Origin of the sequence: Oceanobacter sp. 3_MG-2023 (assembly GCF_030688925.1) — a bacterium.
In the GTDB taxonomy this organism is placed as follows: Bacteria; Pseudomonadota; Gammaproteobacteria; order Pseudomonadales; family Oceanobacteraceae; genus Oceanobacter.
Genome location: NZ_JAUYVX010000001.1, coordinates 63,493 through 85,655 on the forward strand (window position 1 = coordinate 63,493; position 22,163 = coordinate 85,655).

Below are 22,163 nucleotides of genomic sequence, written 5' to 3' on the forward strand. Positions count from 1 at the left end.
TGATTGGCGCACTTGAGCTGTTGTATCCCGGCTTCCTTATTGTGCTTCATCCTGTTGCTGAAACTGGTCTATTTCTTCATCGGTTAGGTAGTGCAGGCAATCGCCACCGAAGATCCACAGCAGTTCTCGATCAATAACAGGGGCGAGTTGTGGAGTGTGCATCATCAGATTGTTGAGCCATTGACGGGTATCTTCATAAGCTGTTTCAGACTGTTGCGTCAGCTGATCAATTAAAGACTCAAGCTGGTGTATCATATCAGTACTGATGACTTCGCTTTCACTAGCCGCTGCCAAGCGGCTTTTTAGTGTTTGCAGCAAGCGGATGTGGTTCGGTTGTTCGCTCATGTATTTTCTCAAACAGGTTGATTTGTATGGTTCCGGCACTGAAAGTTCAGGGCTTATCCAAAGTGTATGACAATGGTTTCCAGGCGCTCAAAGGGATTGATTTGAGTGTGGAGCAGGGGGACTTTTTTGCCCTGCTGGGCCCGAATGGTGCGGGCAAGTCTACCACGTTAGGTATTTTATCGGGGTTGGTGCAAAAAACGGCTGGCTTGGCTGAAGTGATGGGCTTTGACGTCAATAAGCAGTCATTTGGCGCCCGTCTCAATTTGGGGGTTGTACCGCAAGAGTTTAATTTTAACCAGTTTGAAAAGGTTGAAGATGTTGTGGTCACGCAGGCCGGATATTTTGGACTGAGTCGGCGTGAAGCGCGAACAAGCGCTGAATATCTGCTGAAAGAGCTGGACCTGTGGGATAAGCGTGATGAGCCATCCAGGATGTTGTCTGGTGGGATGAAGCGGCGCTTGATGATTGCTCGTGCGTTGGTGCACAAACCCAAGGTGCTGATTCTGGATGAGCCAACCGCCGGGGTTGATATTGAACTGCGGCGTTCGATGTGGACCTTTATGAAGGCGCTGAATGAAGCGGGCACGACCATTATTCTGACTACGCATTACCTGGAAGAAGCGGAGCAACTGTGTCGCAATATTGCGATTATCAATCGCGGGGAGATTGTTCGCTGCACCAGTGTTCGTGCATTGCTGGCCAATATGAAGTCTGAGACCTTTGTGTTTGACCTGATGTCGCAAGCTCCTGCCGATTTGCAGCTGGCCGGATGGGTTGTCCGGGTTGTGGGAGAGGATACCATCGAGGTGGTTGTCAAGGAGGGTCAGAGTATCAATAGCGTGTTTGAGGCCTTGTCTGCCAAGGGGTGTCTGGTACGTAGTATGCGGCCCAAATCCAATCGTCTGGAAGAGTTGTTTGTGGATCTGGTGCAAGGAGATAACCAATGAATCATTTGGCCGTGCAGTGGGTGGCATTAAAGACGATCGTGGTTAAAGAAGTTCGCCGTTTTACGCGGATCTGGCAGCAAACCCTGGTGCCGCCTGCAATTACGATGACCTTGTATTTTGTGATTTTTGGTAATCTGATCGGCTCCCGGATCGGCGAAATGGGTGGCGTGGACTATATGTCCTTTATCGTGCCAGGTCTGATTATGATGAGTGTGATTACCAATGCGTATGGCAATGTGGCCTCATCGTTTTTCAGTAATAAATTCCAGCAGAGTATCGAGGAATTGATGGTGGCTCCGGTTCATCCTGCCACCATTCTGCTGGGGTTTGTCTCAGGGGGAGTCGCCAGGGGAGTTATGGTGGGCGTCATTGTGACTCTGTTGTCGTTGTATTTTACCGATTTGACGATTCATCACATCGGCGTTGTGGTCGGCATTGTTTTGCTGTCGGCGGTGCTGTTTTCACTGGGTGGCTTTATTAATGGGGTGCATGCCCGTACTTTTGATGATATCGCGATTGTTCCCACTTTTGTGATTACACCGTTGACGTATCTGGGGGGTGTTTTTTACTCGATCAGTTTGCTGCCAGAGCATTGGCAGTGGGTATCCCAACTGAATCCGATTTTATATATGGTGAATACCTTTCGTTATGGCATTCTGGGTGTGTCGGATGTTGATGTAGTGTTTTCATTTTTAATGATGGGTGTGTTTATCGTAATTCTGAGCAGCTATAGTTTGTGGTTGCTCAAACGCGGCACTGGCATGAGGCAATAAAGGTTATGGCAACGATTGATTCTGAATTAAACCCGCTGGGAAAGTCGTCTGTTTACAAGGATGAATATGACGCCTCTTTATTGTTTGCTATTCCTCGGGCGGAAGGCCGCTCCCGTCTGGTCGGGGGGAATTTTGTGCCTGTGTATGGTGAAGATATCTGGAATGCGTATGAATTGTCATGGCTGAACGCAAAAGGTAAGCCTGTGGTGGCGATGGGGGAGTTTCGGATTCCGGCTACAGGTGCCAACCTGATTGAATCCAAGTCCTTCAAGTTATATCTGAATTCCTATAACCAGACTCGGTTTGACTCTCCTGCGGATGTCCAGGCCCGGATGGCGGCTGATTTATCGGCGGTCGCGGGATGTGCGGTCACGGTTGAATTAACGGCATTGCCGGATGTACTGGACTTTGGCACGGCACCGACAGCCCTGTGTGTTGATGATCTGGACGTGACTATTACAGCCTATCAGCCCGATGGTACGTTGTTGGCGACGGCAGATGGCGAATTTGATGGCTGGTTGTGCTCTCACTTGCTGAAGTCGAATTGTCCGGTGACGGGGCAGCCAGACTGGGGGAGCGTGTATGTATATTATCGCGGCCCTGTGATTGTACCTGAATCCTTTCTCGCTTATGTGGTGTCGATGAGGCAGCACCAGGGCTTTCATGAGCAATGTGTGGAGCAGATATTCCAGGATATCAACCGCTTCTGCCACCCTGAATCTTTGATCGTTTGTGCTCGTTATGTGCGCAGGGGAGGGTTGGATATCAACCCGGTACGCTCATCGCTTGAAGGTGTATCGCTGGAAAATTTCCGAACCGTTCGTCAGTAAGAGGTGCGCAGGTTGTCTGGGGGCGGTTGCTTATTTTGATGATTTCATCTGTGCGGCGACTTTGGCCGCACGCTGCTGGGCGGTCGGGGCTTGTCGTTCTGGGGCGCGGGTTTTGACCTGGTTTCTTAGTTTACTGGCTGCCTGTTCCAGTGCTTCAGCGACCTTGCTGCGCTCACTATCACGTACTTTCTCGGATTCCAGGTACAGTGAAAAACCTTCGGTTTCATGATTCATAAAGCCGGAGTTGGCGCCGAGATCCCGGCGGTAATCGACTACCTGATAAAGCGGTACCGGATCACGGAACCCTTTCACCATGGCAGTTCCTCGTTGTCGACAGATGATTTTGTCTTTAACCAATGAGAATGTATCGTGAGAGATAAGGATTTCTCCGGCATCAGCCGCACTTTCAAGTCGGCTGGCCAGGTTTACCTCTTTGCCAACGATGGTGTAATCCATGCGGCTTTCGGTGCCAAAGTTACCAACGGTGCAATAGCCGGTATTGATGCCCATGCGGATTTGTAATGGCGTCGTCATTCCTTGTTCGGTCCAGTGTTTTCTCAGCTTGAGCATATGGCGGCGCATTTCAATGGCCATGGCAACACATGCCAGGGCATCCCGTTTGACGCCTTTGGTGTTCGGGTCGCCAAAAAAAATCATAATGCCATCACCAATAAATTTGTCGATGGTGCCGCCATACTTCATGGCGATTTCGGACATGTCAGTCAGGTAACCATTCAGTAGATCGGTGAGAGGCTCGGCTTCCATTTGTTCTGACAAGGAAGAAAAGCCAACGATATCAGAAAAAAAGATAACCAGCTTTTTGCGTTGCGTCTCAAGCTTGGCTTCGCGTTTACCATTAAAAATAGATTCTCTTACTTGCGGAGCGACGTATCGGGATACCTGGGTCGATAATTCCTGAAAGCGGTCTATCTGGCTTTTCAGGCGATACTGCATGGCGCCAATCTGGTTGCTCTGGCGTCTGGCGAACAGTGCCAGGGCAGCAAAAAAAATCGCGGTTGCTACACCACAAACAATAACCAGGGTGTTAGGTATAAGATCGGCCTGCCATGAGCTGAGCCAGAGATAAGAAGCCATCATGCTGGTTGCAGAAATCAATACGCCAGACAGCCAGCTGGCCTTGCTGCCTGTCAGAATCAGACTGGTATTCAGCATTAGCAAGGCGGGGAGAGTCAGTTCAATGGGCGCGTGAATGAGTCCCAGTAATAGGCCGGTAATGGCGGCATCTATTTGTGTCCAGAAAGTGAGAGCCGTATCGCGATTCCAGGGAGTGCGACGCTCAATGACTTCGACCAGGTGTGGGTAGACCAGGCAGAATGCCAAGGCGGTCCAAAAATTTTCAGGCCAGTAGTGGATGAAAATACCGGCAGCAATCGTCACTGCGCCCGTCCCGTAGCCCAGTATGCGCGCAATGTAATCTGGGTAGGGGGTGGTTCGGGGGGCTGTATCAATGTTTTCGACTAAATCGCTCATAGTTCTGCCATGGGTACTTTCGGCTGCCGCCACCCTGAATCTGAATAAAATGAATTACTATCGCCTGTATAGCGGTAAATGTGAGCTGCATCAAGGAGAGTCCGTGATGAAAATGGTGCTGGTTGATATATGTCTTGAGGTTATGAAGAAAAGATGACAAAGCCAAGCAGAACTTGGTTGCATCAAATCTGGCCCATTTCGGGATTGCGAGATGGGGTGTTGCCGGCTTGGCCAAGGGGCTTGAGTGGAGGGGTGAGTGCTGGATGTTGTGGGTGACTTAAGAGCGGCTGCCAATAAACAACAATTTTTGGTTGACGCGCTAGGTGTAGATCAGTATATTGCGCGGCCTCTGTTGGGGGTAAGTTCCTGACGTAAGGTGAGGTGTCCGAGTGGCTGAAGGAGCACGCCTGGAAAGTGTGTATACCGCAAGGTATCGAGGGTTCGAATCCCTCCCTCACCGCCATTATTCAATAAAGAGCCCTTAGCTTTTAATAGCTGGGGCTTTTTTTGTTCGGCAAGTTACTCATCATCCTGTCATCCTGAATACGTTGTTTTTGTGTGCAGGTGGTGCCTTCTGGATTGGTGTCTCCGCATTTGGTCAAAAGTTGTTTGCTGCACTGGATACTGATCAGGGACGTTACAAATATCCCGTTAATTCTGGAAAGGGCTTTTCAGGTTGGTGGAAGTATTTATCTTCTATCCCGGGGCAGTGACCTGGAAGTCGTTTAATAAGTGATCTGTTGTATTCCCTTCTTTTTTCTATTCTGAGCTGTATTCGTAACGCTCGAACAGGCATTTTGCTGGCTTGAGTTTCTGTTGGATCAATCATCTGATTTTGTCCGCTTGCCGGGATTCATCTGGGCGCTGTGTTCTGGCTGGTTGACTGGATCATGGCCGTGATCAAGCTGGTCTGTTTGGGTGTCGCTTGGAGGTCTGGTTGTGAAATTCGGGGGTGACGGGGTATGTTGAGCGTGCGGAAGTATGTTGGGTGAAAAATTCGGATAGTAGTATTGGGGATAACAACTTGTTTGTGTGATTTTTGAACCTGGCACGCGGTACTGTGTTTCGAGATGCTGTATCATCAAATTCCAGTGAGATCAGTTCTGAAATCGGTTTGGTATTTTGTCGATCATTGTTGATGATGTCCGGATTGTTGCATGATAATTGCTTGTCACTCTGACAGCTAATACGGAATACGACAGGTAACGTGTTGATTTGGATGGCAAATGCTCTTTTTAATGTATGAACGACACCATTTGGGAGAAGCCGAAGCAGGCTGTCGCTCTACCTGGCAGGCTCTTGGTTTGGTTGATGACCTGGTTGGGTTGGTGCGTATTTTTGAATGTGCTGTTTGTGTTTGTGCCACGAATGGATACTTGAGCAATGAGATGGTTGGTATGGAGCCAGGTCAATGAAGGTTGTTACGGATGACGCATCACACTTGCATCAGGCATTGATGCAAGCTGAGTCATTATCCAAAAAAAGTCATCCGAGCAGTAAAGCGGCTTCCGATAACGGCAAGGTATTGCTACTGCAAGGGCCTGTTGGGCCATTTTTCAAGCGATTGCAGCGTTATTTGACGTCTGAAGGTATGGATGTCAACCGGGTTTGTTTTAATCCGGCGGACTTGCTGTATTCCTGCCGTAAGAATCGCATTTATTTCAGTGGCGGGTTTATTGAATGGCGCCGTTGGTTAAGAAAATACCTTCACGTTTCTCGTCCTGATGTCATTATCTTGTTTGGGTCCGAGCGTCCGGCTCATCGTATTGCCCGGCAGTTGGCGGAGCGTTTGGGTATCCGGGTGTTGTCGCTTGAAGAGGGGTATATCCGACCTGGTTTTGTGACGATGGAAGAGGGTGGTAATAATGCCAGTTCGCCATTGGCTGGTGTGACGCCTGATGTGTTTTTTTCTCCGCAAGAAAGAACGACGGAAGTGGGAGTGCCATACAAAAGTTTCGGAAAAATGAGCCGTTATGGGGCGATGTATTATGGCATTCGCACTTTTTTGAGTATTGGTGCTCAAAAACAGCTCTTTCATCGCCGCTTTCACTGGTGGGAAGAGTGTTTTCGTTGGGGACGGAATGCGTATCGGCGTTTGGCTGGCCAGGGAAATAATTTTGCCACGATCCAGCGATTACTTGAGCATTGGGACAAGCATTTTTTTCTGGTACCACTGCAAGTTTCTGCGGACTCTAATATGCAAGCAGCCGCGCTTGGCTGGAATTCAATGCGGTTGATCTCTTCCTCTATGAGGTCGTTCGCAGTCACCGCGCCTTTAAATACCCGCCTTGTCTTCAAAATACATCCTCTGGAGCGAGGCCACTGTGATTACTTGTCGTTTATCGCCGAGGAGGCGCAACGGCTGGGCGTTGGCGATCGGGTGGATATTATTGATACCGGGTCATTGGGGTTATTGGCTCGCCATGCGGCCGGTATGATTACGATCAATAGCACTTCTGGTTTGTCGGCCATTCACCACGGTATTCCCTTGCTGGTGATTGGCAAGGCTGTTTACGCCAATCCGGTGTTGGCGGTGTGTGCCAACGGGCAGCCGGATTTTGATCACTTCTGGACTTGCCATTATGTGGCAGAGCTGTCGATACGGCGTGGCTATCTCGAGTGGCTGAAGCAAGAAGCCTTGGTTGCCGGTGATTTTTATGTGGAAGATGGAATAACACAGGCATGTCACGGAATCGCGGAGAAGGTCACGTCGTATCTGCAGAGTGACTGTGTTGGTGAATGCTTGGCGTCTATCGATCCCGAACCTCGCCAGGTCTCTGTGGTTTAGTGGTTTGGCGTGGCTGAATTGATCGACAGTCCGTGCCAGTTGCTGTCTATTTCTCTATAATCCCGGGCTGAATTCATCTGGTTTTGAGAGACATCATGACAGTCCGCACCCGAGTTGCGCCTTCTCCAACTGGCGATCCGCACGTTGGCACCGCTTATATTGCACTCTTCAATCTTGCATTTGCCCGCCAGCATGGTGGTCAGTTTTTATTGCGTATTGAAGATACGGATCAGCAGCGCAGCTCGCCGGAGTCCGAACAGGCCATTCTCGACAGCCTGCGCTGGTTAGGGATGGAATGGGATGAAGGCCCGGATGTGGGCGGCCCTCATGGGCCATACCGCCAAAGTGAGCGTCGCGATATTTACCTCGATCATGTACAGCAGCTGCTGGATAAAGGCTGTGCATTCAAATGTTACCGCACGGCAGCAGAGTTGAATGACTTGCGCATTCAGCGTGAAGCCGAGGGTAAAAATACAGCATTAAAAGCCTCCGACCTGGAACTGCCTGCGGATGAAGTGGCGCGCCGTGAGGCAGACAATGCTCCTTTTGTTGTGCGTATGCGAGTACCGGAAGCCGGCATTTGTGTCGTCAATGACATGCTGCGTGGCCCGATTGAACTCGACCTGGCACAGGTGGATGCGCAGATCTTGCTGAAATCCGATGGTATGCCTACGTATCATCTGGCGAACGTAGTCGATGACCATTTGATGGCCATTACCCATGTGATTCGGGGTGAAGAGTGGATCAGTTCTGCTCCCAAGCACAAGCTGCTGTATGAGTACTTTGGTTGGGAAATGCCGCAGCTGTGTCATATGCCGTTGTTGCGCAATCCGGATAAAACCAAGCTGAGCAAGCGTAAAAACCCAACCTCTATCATGTTTTATGAGCGCATGGGGTTTATGCCGGAAGCGCTGCTGAATTATCTGGGGCGTATGGGCTGGTCGATGCCGGATGAGCGTGAACAGTTCAGTCGTGATGAGATGTTTGCCAATTTTGATATCAAGCGTGTCTCTTTGGGTGGGCCGGTATTTGATGTCGATAAATTACGCTGGCTGAACAGTCTGTGGCTGCGTGGTTTGTCACCGGAGGCCTTTTGTGAGCAATTCGCCAATTGGGGCTTGCGTGCTGAAAACATGCTGCCGCTGGTGCCCCATGTTCAGCCTCGTGTTGATGTGTTCTCGGATGTTGTGCCGCTGGCAGGGCATTTTTTGTCTGGCTTGCCTGCGCTGACTGCTGAGCAGTTTGATCACAAGGCTTACGATGATGAAAAACGGTTGCAGACCCTGCAGTTTGGGTTGTGGCAGCTGGAAGCCATTCGTCATTGGGACAAGCCTGAAATTGAACAGCGCTTGTTTGCTCTGGCTGGGCAGCTGGATCTGAAAGTCCGTGATTTTCTGTTTCCGTTTTTTATTGCCATTGCGGGCACCTCCTCGACTATATCGGTACTGGATTCAATGACCTTGCTCGGGCCGGATATGAGTCGGGCGCGTTTGCGTGTGGCGATTGATGTGCTGGGTGGTGTGGGCAAGAAGCGGCTGAAGAAAATGGAAAAGGATTACTTCGGGATTGCGCGTGCGATTGATCAGGTTCTGCTTGAGCGTGCGGCTGCCGAATAAGCTGGTAACGGCCTGCGTATCAGGCCAAGTGATTATTTTTACATTTATTTTAAAAAAGTAGTTGACGGCCACAGGGTCTCTAAGTAAGATGCGCACACGTTTTGAGACGGGGCCTTAGCTCAGCTGGGAGAGCGCAACACTGGCAGTGTTGAGGTCAGCGGTTCGATCCCGCTAGGCTCCACCAAATCTCAAAAAATATGTCCCCATCGTCTAGAGGCCTAGGACACTGCCCTTTCACGGCGGCAACAGGGGTTCGAATCCCCTTGGGGATGCCAACTCTATTTGGCATCAGAAGAAAGCGGCAGATAGCCGCTTTTTTTGTGCCTGTCATTTGGCGAATATAATTTTACCCCTTCACGCTTGCATCTGCCGACTGGGCCAAAAGCCAAATCAGGCGTGTTGGCGGTTGGTGTGTCTACCATCTGTTAGTGATCGTGGCTGGCCGCTGACCGGCTTATGTGCACTGACAATGACAGCAAGGTACAATGCCCACCAGTTCGCCGTTCTGGTACCTGATACTGTGTGATCAACCAGTGGGCGACAAGATACTTGCACAGAGGAATTTTCATGTCCTGGACCAATCCCTTGCCGGAAGCACTGCAGCAGCGAGCCGCCATGATCAAACTGGTGGTATTTGATGTTGACGGTGTGTTAACCAATGGCACGCTGACCTACAGTGGTGATGGTGAGCTGGTAAAGCACTTTAATGTCAAAGATGGTGTGGGCATCAAGCTGCTCGAGAAATTTGCAATTGCCACAGCGATCATTTCTGCCAAAAGCTCTGATGCCTTGGCGAGACGTGCCCGAGACCTGGGGGTTCGGCATTTTTACCCTGGCAGCAAAGACAAATGGCCTTGCCTGGAAGAGGTTATGTCGCAGTTGGGGATTACTCCGGGTCAGGTCTGTTATGTCGGTGATGATGTGATCGATCTGAAAGTCATGACCCGGGTCGGCCTGCCAATGGCTCCGGCCGACGCGTTCTGGATGGTGCAGCAGCGTGCTGCACACGTCACACAGGCCGCTGGAGGCTGTGGTGTGGCGCGAGAAGTGGCTGATCTGATCCTTGGCAGTCAAATGCCACTGGAAGATGCCTATATCAAGGCGATGCTGCCTGAATTTGAGGAACAGAAAGGATGAAAGCTCTGGTAACCGGCGTTGCTGGTTTTATCGGGTCGTATGTGGCCAGGCGCCTGATGGCAAAAGGGTATGAGGTTGTCGGAATCGATAATCTCAATGATTATTACGATGTTGCTCTGAAACGTGCGCGCCTTGCGTGGGTCGGCGAACAAGATGGTTTTACCTTCGTCAAAATGGACCTGGCCGACAAGGCTGCCATGACCAACCTGTTTGACAGTCACCAGTTTGATCGGGTGGTGCATTTGGCGGCTCAGGCCGGGGTGCGTTATTCCATTGATCATCCTGATGTCTACGTTGCCAGCAACCTGGTGGGATTTGTCAATATACTGGAAGCCTGTCGGCATCAACAAACGCCGCATCTGGTGTTTGCGTCCTCAAGCTCGGTGTATGGTCTGAACAGCAAGCTGCCGTTTGCCACTTCGGACAGTGTTGATCATCCTGTCTCCTTGTATGCCGCCACCAAAAAATCCAACGAATTGATGGCGCATACCTACGCTCATTTATATGGCCTGCCGATTACCGGATTGCGCTTTTTTACTGTGTATGGCCCATGGGGACGACCGGATATGGCCGCCTGGGGCTTTACCAAAAACATTCTGGCGGGCAATCCCATCAATGTTTATAACTACGGCAAGATGCGGCGGGACTTCACCTATATCGATGATATCGTTGAAGGCGTGGTGCGAGTGACTGAGCGTATCCCCACAGGCGTTGACGGCTGGACGGTGGAAAGCGGCGATAAAAGCTGTAGCACGGCACCCTATAAAATTTATAACATCGGCAATCACAACAGCATCGAGCTGGGTGAATTTATCTCCACACTGGAAAATGCACTGGGCGTGAAGGCCAAGATCAACTATATGGACATGCAGCCTGGTGATGTTGTGGCCACCCATGCTGAGGTCGATGACTTGATTGCCGCCGTGGATTTTGCTCCGAATACGCGCCTGGTCGATGGCATGGAGCGGTTTGTGGGCTGGTATCGTCAGTATCACGGTTTGTGATGTGACAGCTGCCAGGGCAGATCACACAGTGGATGCCCATTTCAGGGTTAGTGCTTTTCGCGCCAGCAGACAATTGACGCACGTATTGGACACAGGTCTCTCGGATTGAGGTTATGAAAAACTACAAAATCGTTATTCCAGCACGCTACGCTTCCAGCCGCTTACCGGGTAAACCTCTGATTGAATTGGCCGGTAAACCCATGATCCAGCATGTGTATGAGCGCGCATTGGAGACCGGCATTAAAGACATCGTGGTCGCGACTGATGATGACCGTATCGCTGATGTAGCCCGTGGGTTTGGAGCCGATGTGGTCATGACCTCGGTGGACCATGAAAATGGCACTGAGCGCATTGCAGAGGTCGCCCGGGTGCGGGGCTGGGAAGATCAGGATGTGATTGTCAACCTGCAAGGGGATGAGCCGTTGATTCCCCAGCAGTTGATTGAAAAAACTGCGGCGAGCTTGCTGGATCGTCCGGAAGCGGGCATGAGCTCATTGTGCACGCCGATTCATGATGATGACGATGCATTTGATACCAACGTCGTCAAGGTCGTGCTGGATCGTGCCGGGTTTGCCATGTACTTCAGCCGCGCCAGTATTCCCTGGGACCGCGATGGCTACAAGGCCAATCCCGGAGTAATGACCACCAAGCTGCCTTTATATCGCCACTTGGGCATGTACGGCTATCGGGTTTCGTTCCTGAAGCAATACACCTCGATGGAACCTTGCGCGCTGGAAGGTGCTGAGTCACTGGAGCAACTCCGGGCGCTCTGGTATGGCGTCCGTATTCATCTGTCGGTGATTGATGAGCCACCGGGACATGGTATCGATACGCCAAGCGATGTTGCTCGGGTTGAGCAGTTGTTGGCAGCCATGGCTGCCGACTAACTCTCTTCAGGTTACCTGACGGGGTGGTGTCGCCGCCCCTGGCACTATTTGCCAATACCCGTGCGGCGAACAATCACCATTCGATTACAAGTGTCGTAGCGGTAACTCTTTGCTGGGGTTGCCGCTGTTAAAGCTGTTTGTCAAAGCTTGCTGGATTGTCCAGGTCGTTCTGGCATCGGCGGCATTCGCTTGCAGTTGCATAGGGCGCGCCCTCTGGCTCGCTTCCGACCCGGTTTGGGATTGATCTTCAGCAAACCAGCTTTCTCGCCCGAATACGCCCTGGGTCTGATCGACATCACTATTGACCATGACTTTAACCTTGCTGTCCACTCGGCGTGCCATGGTGAACAGTGGTAAGTCCGTAATGTGGTTGTCGTGCCGGATAACCAAATGGATGGCCCGGTGTTTTCCTTGGCGTAAATATTTGACCAATGCTGAAATCAGCAAGGGATGATGCCAGTAGGGATTTTCTGGATCAGACAAGGCCAGCATGACAGAAGTGGGTTGCTGGGACAGTTGGGTCAGTAAAAATCCCAAAACCTCGCAGGCACTGCTAAGTGTGTGCCGGTTGTTGTCCTGACCGATGCGGTAGGCGTATTGATAATCTTCCGGTGGGAGGCTGGTGTTCAGAGGCAAGGCAATATCCAGATGAGGAATGCCTGCATCGAGGTAAAAGTGACCATCGTTATAGAAGCCGAGTTGCCAATAAAAGCTCATGGCGGTGCATTGTGCACTGGCCAGCAAGAGAGGCATGGACATCGATTCTGCCAATGCCTTGACCTCTTCAACCAGCTGTTGGCCAATACCCGCTGAACGGTATTCCGGCAAGACAGCCAAGCGGCCAAAATGACCGTCATCGAACAGGCGAATGCAGCCGATAGTGCGATCACCATCCTGGGCGACCACATAGTGAGCGACCTGGTCTGCGGCTTCATCCCATTCTTCCTCCGGTGGAATTTGTTGCTCCTGAATATAGACCCGGTCTCGGACATCCCGGATGCCTTGCTGGTGGTCAGCCCAGTTAGTACGCACCATACGAATGCTCATGGTTGTCTCCTTCTTATTAGTATCGGCATCATTCAACCTGATAAATCAGTTGTTGTAACCAGAGGTGGCGCAGTAGTTCATAGCCTTGTCTGGAGCAGGGGACATCGGCCATCTGCTCACGGGGATATTGGTTGCGGCTGCTGAGTAATTGCGCCAGTTCCAGGTCGTCGTTATCGAGTACTGATGTTTTCCCCTGGGCGTAAAATACCAGGCCGCTGGCAGTTTTCTGATAGGCAAAGCGAGCATGCTCACTTTTGCGTAAATCGGGTAGTTGCCGATGCTGGCTGCGCCATGCTTCCCAGTCGTCATCATTCAATCGTTCGGATTGATGCTCCGGGTATTTGGGTTCTGTCATTAAAGTGCCAAGAATGTCTCCCAGATGATCCGGTTGCATCAGCATGTCTTGCAGGAGTTTGGCCAGACGCGTTTTGGCAGCGGCGGATATTTCGCCCGGATTGCCTTCCTGAGCAGTGTAATCGGCATCGGTGTAACGTTGATCTTCGCTGCTGTTGCTTAATACCTGATCCAGTGCAAACTGCGCCAGTTCGGCGACACTGGGGGCACGGAAGCCGATCGAATAGGTTTGGCACTCGCCCTGGGCGATGCCGTAATGGGCCAGCTGTGGCGGCAGGTACAGCATATCGCCCGGATCCAGCACCCAGCGGTCGGTTTCTTCAAACCCGGCCAGAACCCGTATCATCGGTCCTTGTATAATCGGGGATTCATCGTTGCACATCTGGCCAATACGCCATTCTCGCTGACCTTCGGCCTGTAATAAAAAGACGTCGTACTGGTCGTAATGAGGGCCAACACTGCCGCCATCCACGGCGTAGCTGATCATCAGGTCGTCGACACGCCAGCCCGGCAGAAAGCGAAAATGCTCCAGCAAATCGGCCGCTTCCGGAATCCAGTGATCCACAGCCTGTACCAGTAACGTCCAGTGGCTGTCTGGCAGGTCTGCAAAAGCGGCTTCGTCGAACGGCCCTTTGCGAATTTCCCAGGGGCCGGCAGGGCCATTTTCCATCACCAGTCGGGACTCGATTTCAGACTCCAGTGACAGGCCAGCCAGCTCATCGGCTGCCAGCAGAGGCTGGAATCCGGGCCAGGCCTGACGAATAACAACCGGTTTTTTTTGCCAGTAATCACGCAGGAATACTGCAACCGAAAGATCACCAAGGAGATGCATAAAAGAGTGTTCCTGACCAGGGCGAACCCATGGCATTCACGGGTTCGCAAAATAATGAATGTCCAAGCTGCGTATTGTTTGAGCTTTGTCAGCCAGATGCAAGGAGCCTGTTTTTTGACGGACTTGACTCGAAGAACTGTGCTACCTCTTTGATCTTTCTCAAGTTCCGATTCATTAGCTGGTTGTCAATGAACCGGGCATTCATAACTATAACAGCAGTTACAACAAAGCCGGTTACGACATCAACGTGGTGACGCTCAGGGAGAGATACATAATGAAAAAATATCAGTTAGTGGTATCGCTGGTAATGCTTGGCTGTGTCGCTACAGCCCAGGCTGTAGGGCCAATACAGCCCTTGGAAGCTGTAAAAGACGTCAAGCAGGCGCAAGTGGAGTTAGGTAAAAAACTCTATTTTGATCCCCGGTTGTCAAAATCCGGGTTTATATCCTGTAACTCTTGCCACAACTTGAGTATGGGCGGTACGGATAACCTGAAAACCTCCATTGGCCACAACTGGCAGCAGGGTCCGATCAATTCACCTACGGTGCTTAACTCGGGGATGAATATTGCCCAATTCTGGGATGGCCGGGCGGCCGACCTGAAAGAGCAGGCCGGTGGGCCGATTGCCAATCCGGGAGAAATGGCATTTACCCATACACTGGCGGTGGATGTCTTGCAGTCCATTCCCCAGTACGTTGCAGAATTCAAGCAGGTATTCGGTACCAGTCAATTAACCATCGATCAGGTGACTACAGCGATTGCCGAATTTGAAAAAACGCTGGTAACGCCCAATTCCCGTTTTGACCAGTGGTTGCGGGGAGATAAAAATGCGCTGAGCAGTGATGAAAAAGCCGGTTACACCTTGTTCAAGGATTCTGGCTGTGTCGCTTGTCATAATGGCCCTGCGGTTGGAGGGAATTCGTTCCAGAAAATGGGGCTGATAGAGGCTTATCAAACCAATAACCCGGCCGAAGGCGTTGCGGCTGTGACGGGTAAGGATATTGATCGTTTCAAGTTCAAAGTGCCGACATTACGTAATGTCGAGCTGACCTATCCATACTTCCATGATGGTGAAGCGGCCACGCTGACAGAGGCAGTGGATATCATGGGGCGCTTGCAACTGGGGCGTCATTTCAGTGATACAGAAAATGCCCAGATAGTGGCTTTCCTGAAAACACTGACTGGCGAGCAACCATCCTTTATGTTGCCGATCTTGCCGCCATCCACCGACAGCACGCCACGTCCACAACCCTTTGATTAACGGCTGGCGTTGGGTTTAAGACGGTGGGGTTTTAGGCGATGTAGCGCAACGGCGAGTCATGAATCTGACTCGCCGTTGTCTTTCTGGCTACCCGGGTTACCGGAGTAGCCCAGCGTTTATCAGACCGCCTTGGCTTGCGCCTCCGCGTTGCCAATATAACTGGCTGGCGTCATGGCATTCAGTTCTGCTTTCACCGCTGCTGGCAACTCAAGGCTGGCAATAAAGTCGCCCATGGCATCCTGGGTAATGGCTTTGCCGCGCGTGAAGGCTTTCAGTTTTTCGTATGGCTGTTCGATGCCATAACGACGCATCACTGTCTGGATTGGTTCTGCCAGAACTTCCCAGGCATTGTCGAGGTCAGCTGCGATACGTGGTGCATTCACTTCCAGCTTGCTGATGCCTTTCATACTGGCGGCGTAAGCAATCAGACTATAACCAGAACCTACCCCCATGTTGCGCAATACCGTGGAGTCGGTCAGGTCGCGCTGCCAGCGAGAGATCGGCAGTTTGGCGGCCAGATGACCAAAAATGGCGTTGGCGATACCCAGGTTGCCTTCGGAGTTTTCGAAGTCGATCGGGTTAACCTTGTGCGGCATGGTCGAGGAACCCACTTCACCCGCGATGGTGCGCTGCTTGAAGTAGCCCAATGAAATATAGCTCCAGATATCACGATCAAAATCAATCAGAATGGTGTTGAAGCGGGCGATGGTGTCGAACAGCTCGGCAATGTAGTCGTGGGGTTCAATCTGGGTGGTGTAAGGGTTGAACGTCAGCCCCAGAGACGTTACAAAAGCGTCAGCGTTGGCTTGCCAGTCTACATCCGGGTAGGCGCTGAAGTGGGCATTGTAGTTACCTACCGCACCGTTGATTTTACCCAGCAGTGGTACCTGGTCCAGTTGGCTGATCTGACGTTCCATACGGGCGACAACGTTGGCCATTTCCTTGCCCAGCGTCGTCGGCGAAGCGGTTTGTCCATGGGTACGAGACAGCATCGGCACGGCGGCATGCTCATGGGCCAAAGCGCGGATGGCGTTGGCAATTGCTTGCATTTCGGTACTGATCAAAGCGCGACCGGCTTTCAGCATCAGGGCATGAGACAGGTTGTTGATGTCTTCCGAGGTGCAGGCGAAGTGTACGAATTCGGTGACAGCATTCAGCTCGGCGTTGTCGGCGATCTGTTCCTTGAGGAAATATTCGACCGCTTTGACGTCGTGGTTGGTGGTGGCTTCGATGGCTTTGATACGCAGCGCATCGTCTTCACTGAAGTTCGCAACAATACCGTCAAGCAGGGCGTTGGCGCTGTCACTGAAAGCCGGTACTTCGGTAATGGCTTCGTGAGCTGCCAGACGTTGCAACCAGCGAATTTCCACCTCAACCCGCGCACGGATCAATCCAAATTCAGAGAATATCGGGCGCAGTGCCGACGTCTTGCTGCCGTAGCGGCCATCGATTGGTGAAATTGCTGTAAGTGCAGACAGTTCCATAGACATTTCTCGCTGGAGTTCAGATTGCTGAAGACAAGGGGGCGATGGCATCAAGCGCTGGCCAGCCGTTACCTTGTTGTTGAAAAAGGCGCGAAAGTCTACCGGAAAAACCGTTATTTCTCAGCTGTTGGCGGAAGTTTTTATACCGGAGCGGCAAATGGCCTGGTTCATGGTGATAGAATGCCGCCGTTCAAGGGCTGGCCTGGCGCCGGTTTTGTCTGTGTCTGTTTGAGGTGTGTCTGTTTTTATGCTCGATTCGATGCTGGCGGTATCGCACGATCCGTCCTGGTTGGTACTGATGGTGATTGTGTCGACTTTTATGCTGGAAGACCTCGCCATTATCGGAGCAGCGATGCTGGCAGCCAGTGGGCGGATGCAGCCGGAGGTTGCCTTTCTTGCCACCTGTGGTGGCATGTTTATCGGGGATTCAGCGCTGTACCTGATGGGCCGCGGGGCGCTGGTCTGGCCCTGGCTGGCGCAGAAATTCCAGCACGATATGATCCGCCGTCAGGTGACGCCGTTGCAGCAAGCGCCCTGGCACCAGTTGGTGCTGATTCGCTGTATGCCGGGGTTACGCACGTTTGGCTATATCGCCTGCGGTCTGGCACGGGTGCCCGGGCTTACCTTTACGGTGGCCAATGTGGTGTCGATTGTGGTGTGGGCGGCGGGATTGTTTGGTGTGGCGTACTGGCTGGGCAGTCAGTACGCTGAACAGATGCACGACTGGCTCTGGTGGTTACTGCCGGTGGCGCTGGCTGTCTTTGTGTTGGGTCAGCGCAAGATCCGGCAGAATATGGCGAACGGTGCCTGAACGCCTGAAACGGTCGTTAGGGCAGTTGTTGCGCCGCGATAACACTGAACTCAACCAGAATCTCTGCCCGTGCCAGACGGGCTTCAACGCAGGCGCGCGCGGGTTTTTCAACGGTTGCAATCCAGCCATCGTAGACGGAATTCATGGCGGCAAAGTCTTTCATGTCGCGGATGTAAATCGTCACGGACAGCAGTTTGTCGCGACCGCTGCCCGCTTCTTGCAGCAGGTTATCGATCTTGAGCAGGCAGCGACGGGTTTGTTCCTTGATATCCCAGTCAATGTCGCCTGCGGTTTGGCCACACAGATAAACCGTGTGGTTATGTTTGACGATGCGGCTCATGCGTTCCGTACTTTGGATGCGTTCAATCTCTGACATATTTATGGCTCCTGGATAGCGCCGATCAGTCTATCGGCGGTGAGGTATAAGCGATGGGCGGGTGGTTGGCCGGAGTGGCTGTCAGGCCTGCGGACGCTGGGCGATCGCCCCCTTGTTGATGCCTTCATAGGCGCGTACCAGAATGTGCTGGCCGGGCAAACCGGTGGCAATGGTGCTGGCAAGGTGCTCGGCAATCAGCTCAACGGTGGTATCTGTGTTTATCAGGTAACACTGTGACTGCGGCAAGGTCAGCTCAAAATGCCCTTGCGGGGCGTCGTAGGCAAAGTGATAACGGCCCTTGTGCTGCCCGGTACCTTCACCTTCTTCCTGGTTGGCGACAAGGTCGGCGCTGGTGCCGATATAAATATCCCGCCAGCGCTGCGCCCATTGCTGTTCCAGTTCGTCCGAACGTTCACCATTACAGAAAATCTCGATCCGTGAGCGATGGCCGTGAGCGATACGCTGGCAGTTGCCGTTGTGCTTTTTAAGGCCGTGGCTGTAGTGGTAAAACGCCGAGTCGATACGCTCTGGTTCAAAGGTCAGTGTCAGTTGGTCGACGTTGACCGGGAAGCTGGCCTTGAGCTGTTCGCGACACCAGGCCGAAGTGCTGGTGGCGGTAATACAGTCTGTAGTGATCAGTGTGACGGCATCTGCCGGGCAGTCCAGTTCGATATCTCCCTGATCTGCGTGCCAGGTCAGGGTGATGCGGCCATCGTGGCAACGGTACTCGAGACGGTCAGAGTGTGCCGGTACCAGCAAGCGGTGATCCAGCTGTTCATCAAGCCAGTAACGCAGCGTCTGTTTGACGATGCCAAAGTCGCAGACCATGCCTTGCTCGTCCAGAATGCCGTCCAGTATGACAGAGGCAAGCCAGGTTTCTCCAACCAGGCCGCGCTGGGCGTCCAGGTAGCTGAAATCGACATTGGTAAGCTGGTTTACGAACAGTTGCATAGATGGCGTCACCTCAAATTGGCCGGGCATTTTAGCCGAGTGCAACGCGCTCTGCATCCTTCGCGGTACAGTCATTGCCAGCTCCTTGTTGTGGCTGCTGACAATTCACTGTCTGGAATCGATAAATACTGACAATTCTGGGTTAGGGCGGGTCTGTTGGAGTGGCCAAAGCCTGCTATGATGACAGCCATTTTTCGGCTCGGGCGCTGGGATTGGCCGTGATGTCAGTTTCAACCATCGAGCCTGGTCAGACAAGTTAGGGTCAGATTACGTATGTACAAGCGTTATAGCGGGATGTTGGCGGGAGCTCTGCTGGCGGTAGCTGGTTTATCTGGATGTTCCGACAGCAGCAGCTCAAGTTCCACCGTGTCAGTCAAGGTCTGGGTCAACCAGGGCGATTTTGAGGATGCTTATATTTGGTCTACCTCAATCACCGAGGGCGGTCAGGTATCGGTCGATAGCGAAAGCCGCCTGAGCTATGCAGAATACGATCTGGAAGAAGACAGTGAAGTCACCATTACGATCTCAGCGGAAGAAGTCCAGCAATTCACTCTGATAGGCAAGGTTGAAGACACCGACTTTGATGTGACGGCAACCTCGCGCCTGTGCCAATGGATGGACGGCTGTGTTGACGGCGAGACCACCGTGGCCTTTGGTGAAAGCTACAGTGCGGTGGGTGAAATGTGGCGTACGGTGGCCTATGACCTGAACGAAGACGAACGGGTTCGCCTGACACCCTTTACCGACCTGGCAGCAACACTGGCGTACGAACGTCAATACGTTGAGTCAACTGGTGAATGGGACGTAACAGGTTATTACTCCGCCTGGTCCGTGGTGCAATCGGTTTCCCAGTTGTCGCGCTTGATTGGAGTGGATGATATCCAGGTCACTCGCCCGGCAGACCTTACCCGGATAGATAACTGGAATGACAGTCAGGCCACCATGCTGGACCAGATTCGGTACGGCGCATTGGTTGCAGCCTGGAGTCATCTGGAAGAGAGCTATGACGGAGAAGACACGCTGGCAGCCGACGTAGGGGCCGACCTGGTCAGTAACGACGGCCAGTGGTTGCAGAGCGGCGACAGCCAGACCGTAAGTCTGGCAGAACTGCTGCAGTTGGCACGGGATAACCTGGATGCTCTGGAGGTTTCCGATACCACCGCAGCAACCTATGTTGCCACGGTTATCGCCACGCTGGATGCCGATATTGCCGAACTGGAAGACGACGAGCTGACCGATATTATCCCCGAGACGATCGAAAACCTGGTTGGCTCCGATGATTACGAAGACTTTGAACTGGGCTTGCAGCGTACCAAGGCCTTTATCGAGACCCTGCGCACCTATGAAGACAGCTTCTTTGAAGACGGCTATCGGGAAGATGCCGATGCCTACGTGGATATGGTCAAGGCCATCGGCGAAGACAACGCTGATGAATTCCAGGCCTTGCTTGATGCCTATTTGGATACCTATGAACTTTACACCAGCTGTTACCTGAGCGCCGGTTGTCCATCGCAAGACAGCAGCATGACCTGGTTGACCAGTATCGACAGCTACGATGCATCTTCCGGCATACTCAAGCTTAACGATGGTGATATTACCGTCAGCCAGCGGGTCGCGGATGTAAACACCACCGACGACGATGACGAGCCAGACTCTTCCCATGCCATCGACGTACTGATTGTCGGAACCTATCAGCAAAATGATCTGATCTTCAACGTCGACCACTATTATGAAGACGACGACGATGATAACGACATCGAACGGCCGTCAGCGGTACGGGTGTATTTCACCGATGAAGTCTCAGAACTGGCCGATAGCAGCAGTAACGAGATCATTGGCTATGAATTGCGCTGGGGCGACTTCGAGTTTTATGACCAGACCACCGAAGGCACCGATGACGAACTGGAATTTGACGGTTATTTCCGCCTGTTCTATCGGGGCGTACGTGATCCGCAAGATGATTCCTCAGAACTGCGCTTCAATATCGATACCGTGGTGATGGACAGCCGGGTATCCGACGAAATCAGCGGGGATGACGACGACGATGACGAATACGCCGACCTGTATATTGGTGCTGCGGCTTCCAACGCCTCCGAATATTATCCGGACGAAGTGTTTGCTCCTTTTACTGGCTTCTTTACCCCGAACAGCGGCACAGACTTCACCAAAGGCTCTGTCTCCAGTGACCTGCTGAGCTATGCCACCGGTACTGAAACCATCAGTGGCGAAGAAGTGGAATACCTCGATATTTATATCCCGCTGGGAGAGTCAATACGTTATCGCCTGTATCCAACCGTCGAGCGTGAAGACGAATACGATGCCGATGATGACGACGATGAAGATGAGCTGATTTACACCTACGACACCGAAGAGTGTTACCTGGAGCAAAACGGCAGCAGTTGGGAAGTGGACACCTGTGAACCAACCAGCCGTTATTATGGCGAAGCTGATTTCACCGATTACGTCAACGACCTGTGGGCCAGCGGTGCGCTGTCGCGTATCTCCATTGATGGGCGGGGCACCTACTTTGTTGAGTGGGCTGCCAACAGCTCCGACAGCAACGGCTGCCTGGTACTGGACGACCTCGCCACCAGTGGTGAATCAATGGATGGTACTCTCTATGACCCGATGGTCCTGGGGCTGAACACACTCCGCCTGCAAACCTCGCTGGAACTGGATGACCAGCCAGATACCTTGCTGGATATATACGTCAACGCCCCCACCAGCGATGACTACCACATCTCGGCAGCTCTATCCCATGACTACAGCAGCACCTCAAGCAACGGTTATGTAACAATCGGCAGTGGTTCGGATCTTGATCGTATCGTCCTCAACTATCGCACCGACTATACCTTTGAGACCACCGGCAGCCTGTCGATCTACAAAGATGGCGTCTCGCTGTCGCTGGACGATGGCACCACTGACACGGTAGACAGCACCTTGACGGTCTACCTGAATGCCTCCAACGATGTGGACCCATTGCCGTACACCTACTTGGTGAACGACGAAGGCGACTACGAACTCTGCGTGATATCTAACGAAGCGGAGTGGGATGAAAGCTACAGTTTCGACGACTCAACTTTCTACCTGAACTACCGTGATGTGGTGTACGGACGTATTGTCAAAGAAAATGGCACCTGGATCGTTCGCTATATCGACGGCACCTTCGAGACCTTGCAATAACCTCTGGTCTTGAATCAGCTACCCACCTTCTGTGTGGGTAGCTGGC

The 22,163-nt window shown here is 52.2% G+C and carries 18 protein-coding genes and 3 tRNA genes; 14 read left to right on the plus strand and 7 right to left on the minus strand.

Annotation, left to right across the window (positions count from 1 at the left end; translation table 11 throughout):
* Window positions 1-36 precede the first annotated feature (36 nt).
* A complete protein-coding gene (locus Q8W32_RS00300; RefSeq protein WP_303434908.1) occupies window positions 37-345 on the minus strand; it encodes a PA2817 family protein in 309 nt (102 codons plus the stop codon).
* A 26-nt stretch (window positions 346-371) separates the two neighbouring features.
* On the opposite strand from Q8W32_RS00300, the gene Q8W32_RS00305 reads away from it, so the two are divergent.
* The 3 genes from Q8W32_RS00305 to queF are packed head-to-tail and all read left to right on the plus strand — an operon-like array spanning window position 372 to window position 2,895.
* Complete coding sequence (locus Q8W32_RS00305) at window positions 372-1,292, plus strand: ABC transporter ATP-binding protein (RefSeq protein WP_303434909.1); 921 nt, start codon at window positions 372-374, stop codon at window positions 1,290-1,292.
* Complete coding sequence (locus Q8W32_RS00310) at window positions 1,289-2,065, plus strand: ABC transporter permease (RefSeq protein WP_305413162.1); 777 nt, start codon at window positions 1,289-1,291, stop codon at window positions 2,063-2,065. Before Q8W32_RS00305 ends, Q8W32_RS00310 begins: the two co-directional genes overlap by 4 nt.
* Window positions 2,066-2,070: 5 nt before the next feature.
* On the plus strand, window positions 2,071-2,895 hold the full coding sequence (gene queF, locus Q8W32_RS00315) for an NADPH-dependent 7-cyano-7-deazaguanine reductase QueF (RefSeq protein WP_305413163.1): 825 nt from the start codon (window positions 2,071-2,073) through the stop codon (window positions 2,893-2,895).
* 30 nt (window positions 2,896-2,925) lie between these two features.
* Here the strand turns inward: queF and Q8W32_RS00320 are convergent, their stop codons facing one another.
* Window positions 2,926-4,386, minus strand: coding sequence for an adenylate/guanylate cyclase domain-containing protein (locus Q8W32_RS00320; RefSeq protein WP_303434913.1), 1,461 nt, complete (start codon window positions 4,384-4,386; stop codon window positions 2,926-2,928).
* Between the two features lie 375 nt (window positions 4,387-4,761).
* On the opposite strand from Q8W32_RS00320, the gene Q8W32_RS00325 reads away from it, so the two are divergent.
* The 8 genes from Q8W32_RS00325 to kdsB all read left to right on the plus strand — a co-directional run bounded on the left by Q8W32_RS00325 (window position 4,762) and on the right by kdsB (window position 11,818).
* Window positions 4,762-4,849 (plus strand) — tRNA-Ser (locus tag Q8W32_RS00325).
* Between the two features lie 948 nt (window positions 4,850-5,797).
* Complete coding sequence (locus tag Q8W32_RS00330) at window positions 5,798-7,174, plus strand: hypothetical protein (protein WP_305413165.1); 1,377 nt, start codon at window positions 5,798-5,800, stop codon at window positions 7,172-7,174.
* Between the two features lie 95 nt (window positions 7,175-7,269).
* The gene (gene gltX / locus Q8W32_RS00335) at window positions 7,270-8,790 is read left to right on the plus strand and encodes a glutamate--tRNA ligase (protein ID WP_303434368.1); all 1,521 of its coding nucleotides are present in this window, start codon (window positions 7,270-7,272) and stop codon (window positions 8,788-8,790) included.
* Between the two features lie 108 nt (window positions 8,791-8,898).
* Window positions 8,899-8,974: transfer RNA gene (locus Q8W32_RS00340), tRNA-Ala, on the plus strand.
* 15 nt (window positions 8,975-8,989) lie between these two features.
* Window positions 8,990-9,065: transfer RNA gene (locus Q8W32_RS00345), tRNA-Glu, on the plus strand.
* Window positions 9,066-9,357: 292 nt separating this feature from the next.
* A complete protein-coding gene (locus Q8W32_RS00350; RefSeq protein ID WP_305413168.1) occupies window positions 9,358-9,927 on the plus strand; it encodes an HAD family hydrolase in 570 nt (189 codons plus the stop codon).
* A complete protein-coding gene (locus Q8W32_RS00355; RefSeq protein WP_303434365.1) occupies window positions 9,924-10,931 on the plus strand; it encodes an NAD-dependent epimerase in 1,008 nt (335 codons plus the stop codon). Before Q8W32_RS00350 ends, Q8W32_RS00355 begins: the two co-directional genes overlap by 4 nt.
* 113 nt (window positions 10,932-11,044) lie before the next feature.
* A complete protein-coding gene (gene kdsB, locus Q8W32_RS00360) occupies window positions 11,045-11,818 on the plus strand; it encodes a 3-deoxy-manno-octulosonate cytidylyltransferase (RefSeq protein ID WP_305413170.1) in 774 nt (257 codons plus the stop codon).
* Between the two features lie 84 nt (window positions 11,819-11,902).
* On the opposite strand, the gene Q8W32_RS00365 is transcribed toward kdsB, so the two are convergent.
* Both Q8W32_RS00365 and Q8W32_RS00370 read right to left on the minus strand, forming a co-directional pair.
* Entirely contained in the window at window positions 11,903-12,865 is a 963-nt protein-coding gene (locus Q8W32_RS00365) for a GNAT family N-acetyltransferase (RefSeq protein ID WP_305413171.1), read from the minus strand.
* Between the two features lie 28 nt (window positions 12,866-12,893).
* A complete protein-coding gene (locus Q8W32_RS00370; RefSeq protein ID WP_305413172.1) occupies window positions 12,894-14,051 on the minus strand; it encodes a cupin domain-containing protein in 1,158 nt (385 codons plus the stop codon).
* A 274-nt stretch (window positions 14,052-14,325) separates the two neighbouring features.
* Between Q8W32_RS00370 and Q8W32_RS00375 the strand changes: the two genes are divergently transcribed.
* Window positions 14,326-15,312, plus strand: coding sequence for a cytochrome-c peroxidase (locus Q8W32_RS00375; RefSeq protein WP_305413174.1), 987 nt, complete (start codon window positions 14,326-14,328; stop codon window positions 15,310-15,312).
* Between the two features lie 119 nt (window positions 15,313-15,431).
* Here the strand turns inward: Q8W32_RS00375 and purB are convergent, their stop codons facing one another.
* The gene (gene purB / locus Q8W32_RS00380; protein WP_305413175.1) at window positions 15,432-16,796 is read right to left on the minus strand and encodes an adenylosuccinate lyase; all 1,365 of its coding nucleotides are present in this window, start codon (window positions 16,794-16,796) and stop codon (window positions 15,432-15,434) included.
* A gap of 247 nt (window positions 16,797-17,043) precedes the next feature.
* On the opposite strand from purB, the gene Q8W32_RS00385 reads away from it, so the two are divergent.
* Entirely contained in the window at window positions 17,044-17,607 is a 564-nt protein-coding gene (locus Q8W32_RS00385; RefSeq protein ID WP_305413176.1) for a DedA family protein, read from the plus strand.
* 16 nt (window positions 17,608-17,623) lie between these two features.
* Here the strand turns inward: Q8W32_RS00385 and Q8W32_RS00390 are convergent, their stop codons facing one another.
* Together Q8W32_RS00390 and Q8W32_RS00395 are read right to left on the minus strand one after the other, a co-directional pair.
* Window positions 17,624-17,983 (minus strand): RidA family protein, encoded by a 360-nt coding sequence (locus Q8W32_RS00390; RefSeq protein ID WP_305413178.1) that lies wholly within the window; start codon window positions 17,981-17,983, stop codon window positions 17,624-17,626.
* Window positions 17,984-18,064: 81 nt separating this feature from the next.
* On the minus strand, window positions 18,065-18,934 hold the full coding sequence (locus tag Q8W32_RS00395) for a 6-carboxytetrahydropterin synthase (protein WP_305413179.1): 870 nt from the start codon (window positions 18,932-18,934) through the stop codon (window positions 18,065-18,067).
* Between the two features lie 273 nt (window positions 18,935-19,207).
* On the opposite strand from Q8W32_RS00395, the gene Q8W32_RS00400 reads away from it, so the two are divergent.
* Window positions 19,208-22,117 (plus strand): hypothetical protein, encoded by a 2,910-nt coding sequence (locus Q8W32_RS00400; RefSeq protein ID WP_305413180.1) that lies wholly within the window; start codon window positions 19,208-19,210, stop codon window positions 22,115-22,117.
* Window positions 22,118-22,163: the final 46 nt, after the last annotated feature.

Excerpts from the sequence above, each read along its gene's own strand:
- Q8W32_RS00330 (WP_305413165.1), top strand. The coding sequence starts at position 5,798 with ATGAAGGTTGTTACGGATGACGCATCACACTTGCATCAGGCATTGATG.
- kdsB (WP_305413170.1), top strand. The coding sequence starts at position 11,045 with ATGAAAAACTACAAAATCGTTATTCCAGCACGCTACGCTTCCAGCCGC.
- Q8W32_RS00300 (WP_303434908.1), bottom strand. The coding sequence starts at position 345 with ATGAGCGAACAACCGAACCACATCCGCTTGCTGCAAACACTAAAAAGC.
- queF (WP_305413163.1), top strand. The coding sequence starts at position 2,071 with ATGGCAACGATTGATTCTGAATTAAACCCGCTGGGAAAGTCGTCTGTT.
- Q8W32_RS00390 (WP_305413178.1), bottom strand. The coding sequence starts at position 17,983 with ATGTCAGAGATTGAACGCATCCAAAGTACGGAACGCATGAGCCGCATC.
- Q8W32_RS00350 (WP_305413168.1), top strand. The coding sequence starts at position 9,358 with ATGTCCTGGACCAATCCCTTGCCGGAAGCACTGCAGCAGCGAGCCGCC.
- Q8W32_RS00355 (WP_303434365.1), top strand. The coding sequence starts at position 9,924 with ATGAAAGCTCTGGTAACCGGCGTTGCTGGTTTTATCGGGTCGTATGTG.
- Q8W32_RS00375 (WP_305413174.1), top strand. The coding sequence starts at position 14,326 with ATGAAAAAATATCAGTTAGTGGTATCGCTGGTAATGCTTGGCTGTGTC.
- Q8W32_RS00385 (WP_305413176.1), top strand. The coding sequence starts at position 17,044 with ATGCTCGATTCGATGCTGGCGGTATCGCACGATCCGTCCTGGTTGGTA.
- Q8W32_RS00370 (WP_305413172.1), bottom strand. The coding sequence starts at position 14,051 with ATGCATCTCCTTGGTGATCTTTCGGTTGCAGTATTCCTGCGTGATTAC.
- Q8W32_RS00310 (WP_305413162.1), top strand. The coding sequence starts at position 1,289 with ATGAATCATTTGGCCGTGCAGTGGGTGGCATTAAAGACGATCGTGGTT.
- gltX (WP_303434368.1), top strand. The coding sequence starts at position 7,270 with ATGACAGTCCGCACCCGAGTTGCGCCTTCTCCAACTGGCGATCCGCAC.
- Q8W32_RS00365 (WP_305413171.1), bottom strand. The coding sequence starts at position 12,865 with ATGAGCATTCGTATGGTGCGTACTAACTGGGCTGACCACCAGCAAGGC.
- Q8W32_RS00320 (WP_303434913.1), bottom strand. The coding sequence starts at position 4,386 with ATGAGCGATTTAGTCGAAAACATTGATACAGCCCCCCGAACCACCCCC.
- purB (WP_305413175.1), bottom strand. The coding sequence starts at position 16,796 with ATGGAACTGTCTGCACTTACAGCAATTTCACCAATCGATGGCCGCTAC.
- Q8W32_RS00305 (WP_303434909.1), top strand. The coding sequence starts at position 372 with ATGGTTCCGGCACTGAAAGTTCAGGGCTTATCCAAAGTGTATGACAAT.
- Q8W32_RS00400 (WP_305413180.1), top strand. The coding sequence starts at position 19,208 with ATGTACAAGCGTTATAGCGGGATGTTGGCGGGAGCTCTGCTGGCGGTA.
- Q8W32_RS00395 (WP_305413179.1), bottom strand. The coding sequence starts at position 18,934 with ATGCAACTGTTCGTAAACCAGCTTACCAATGTCGATTTCAGCTACCTG.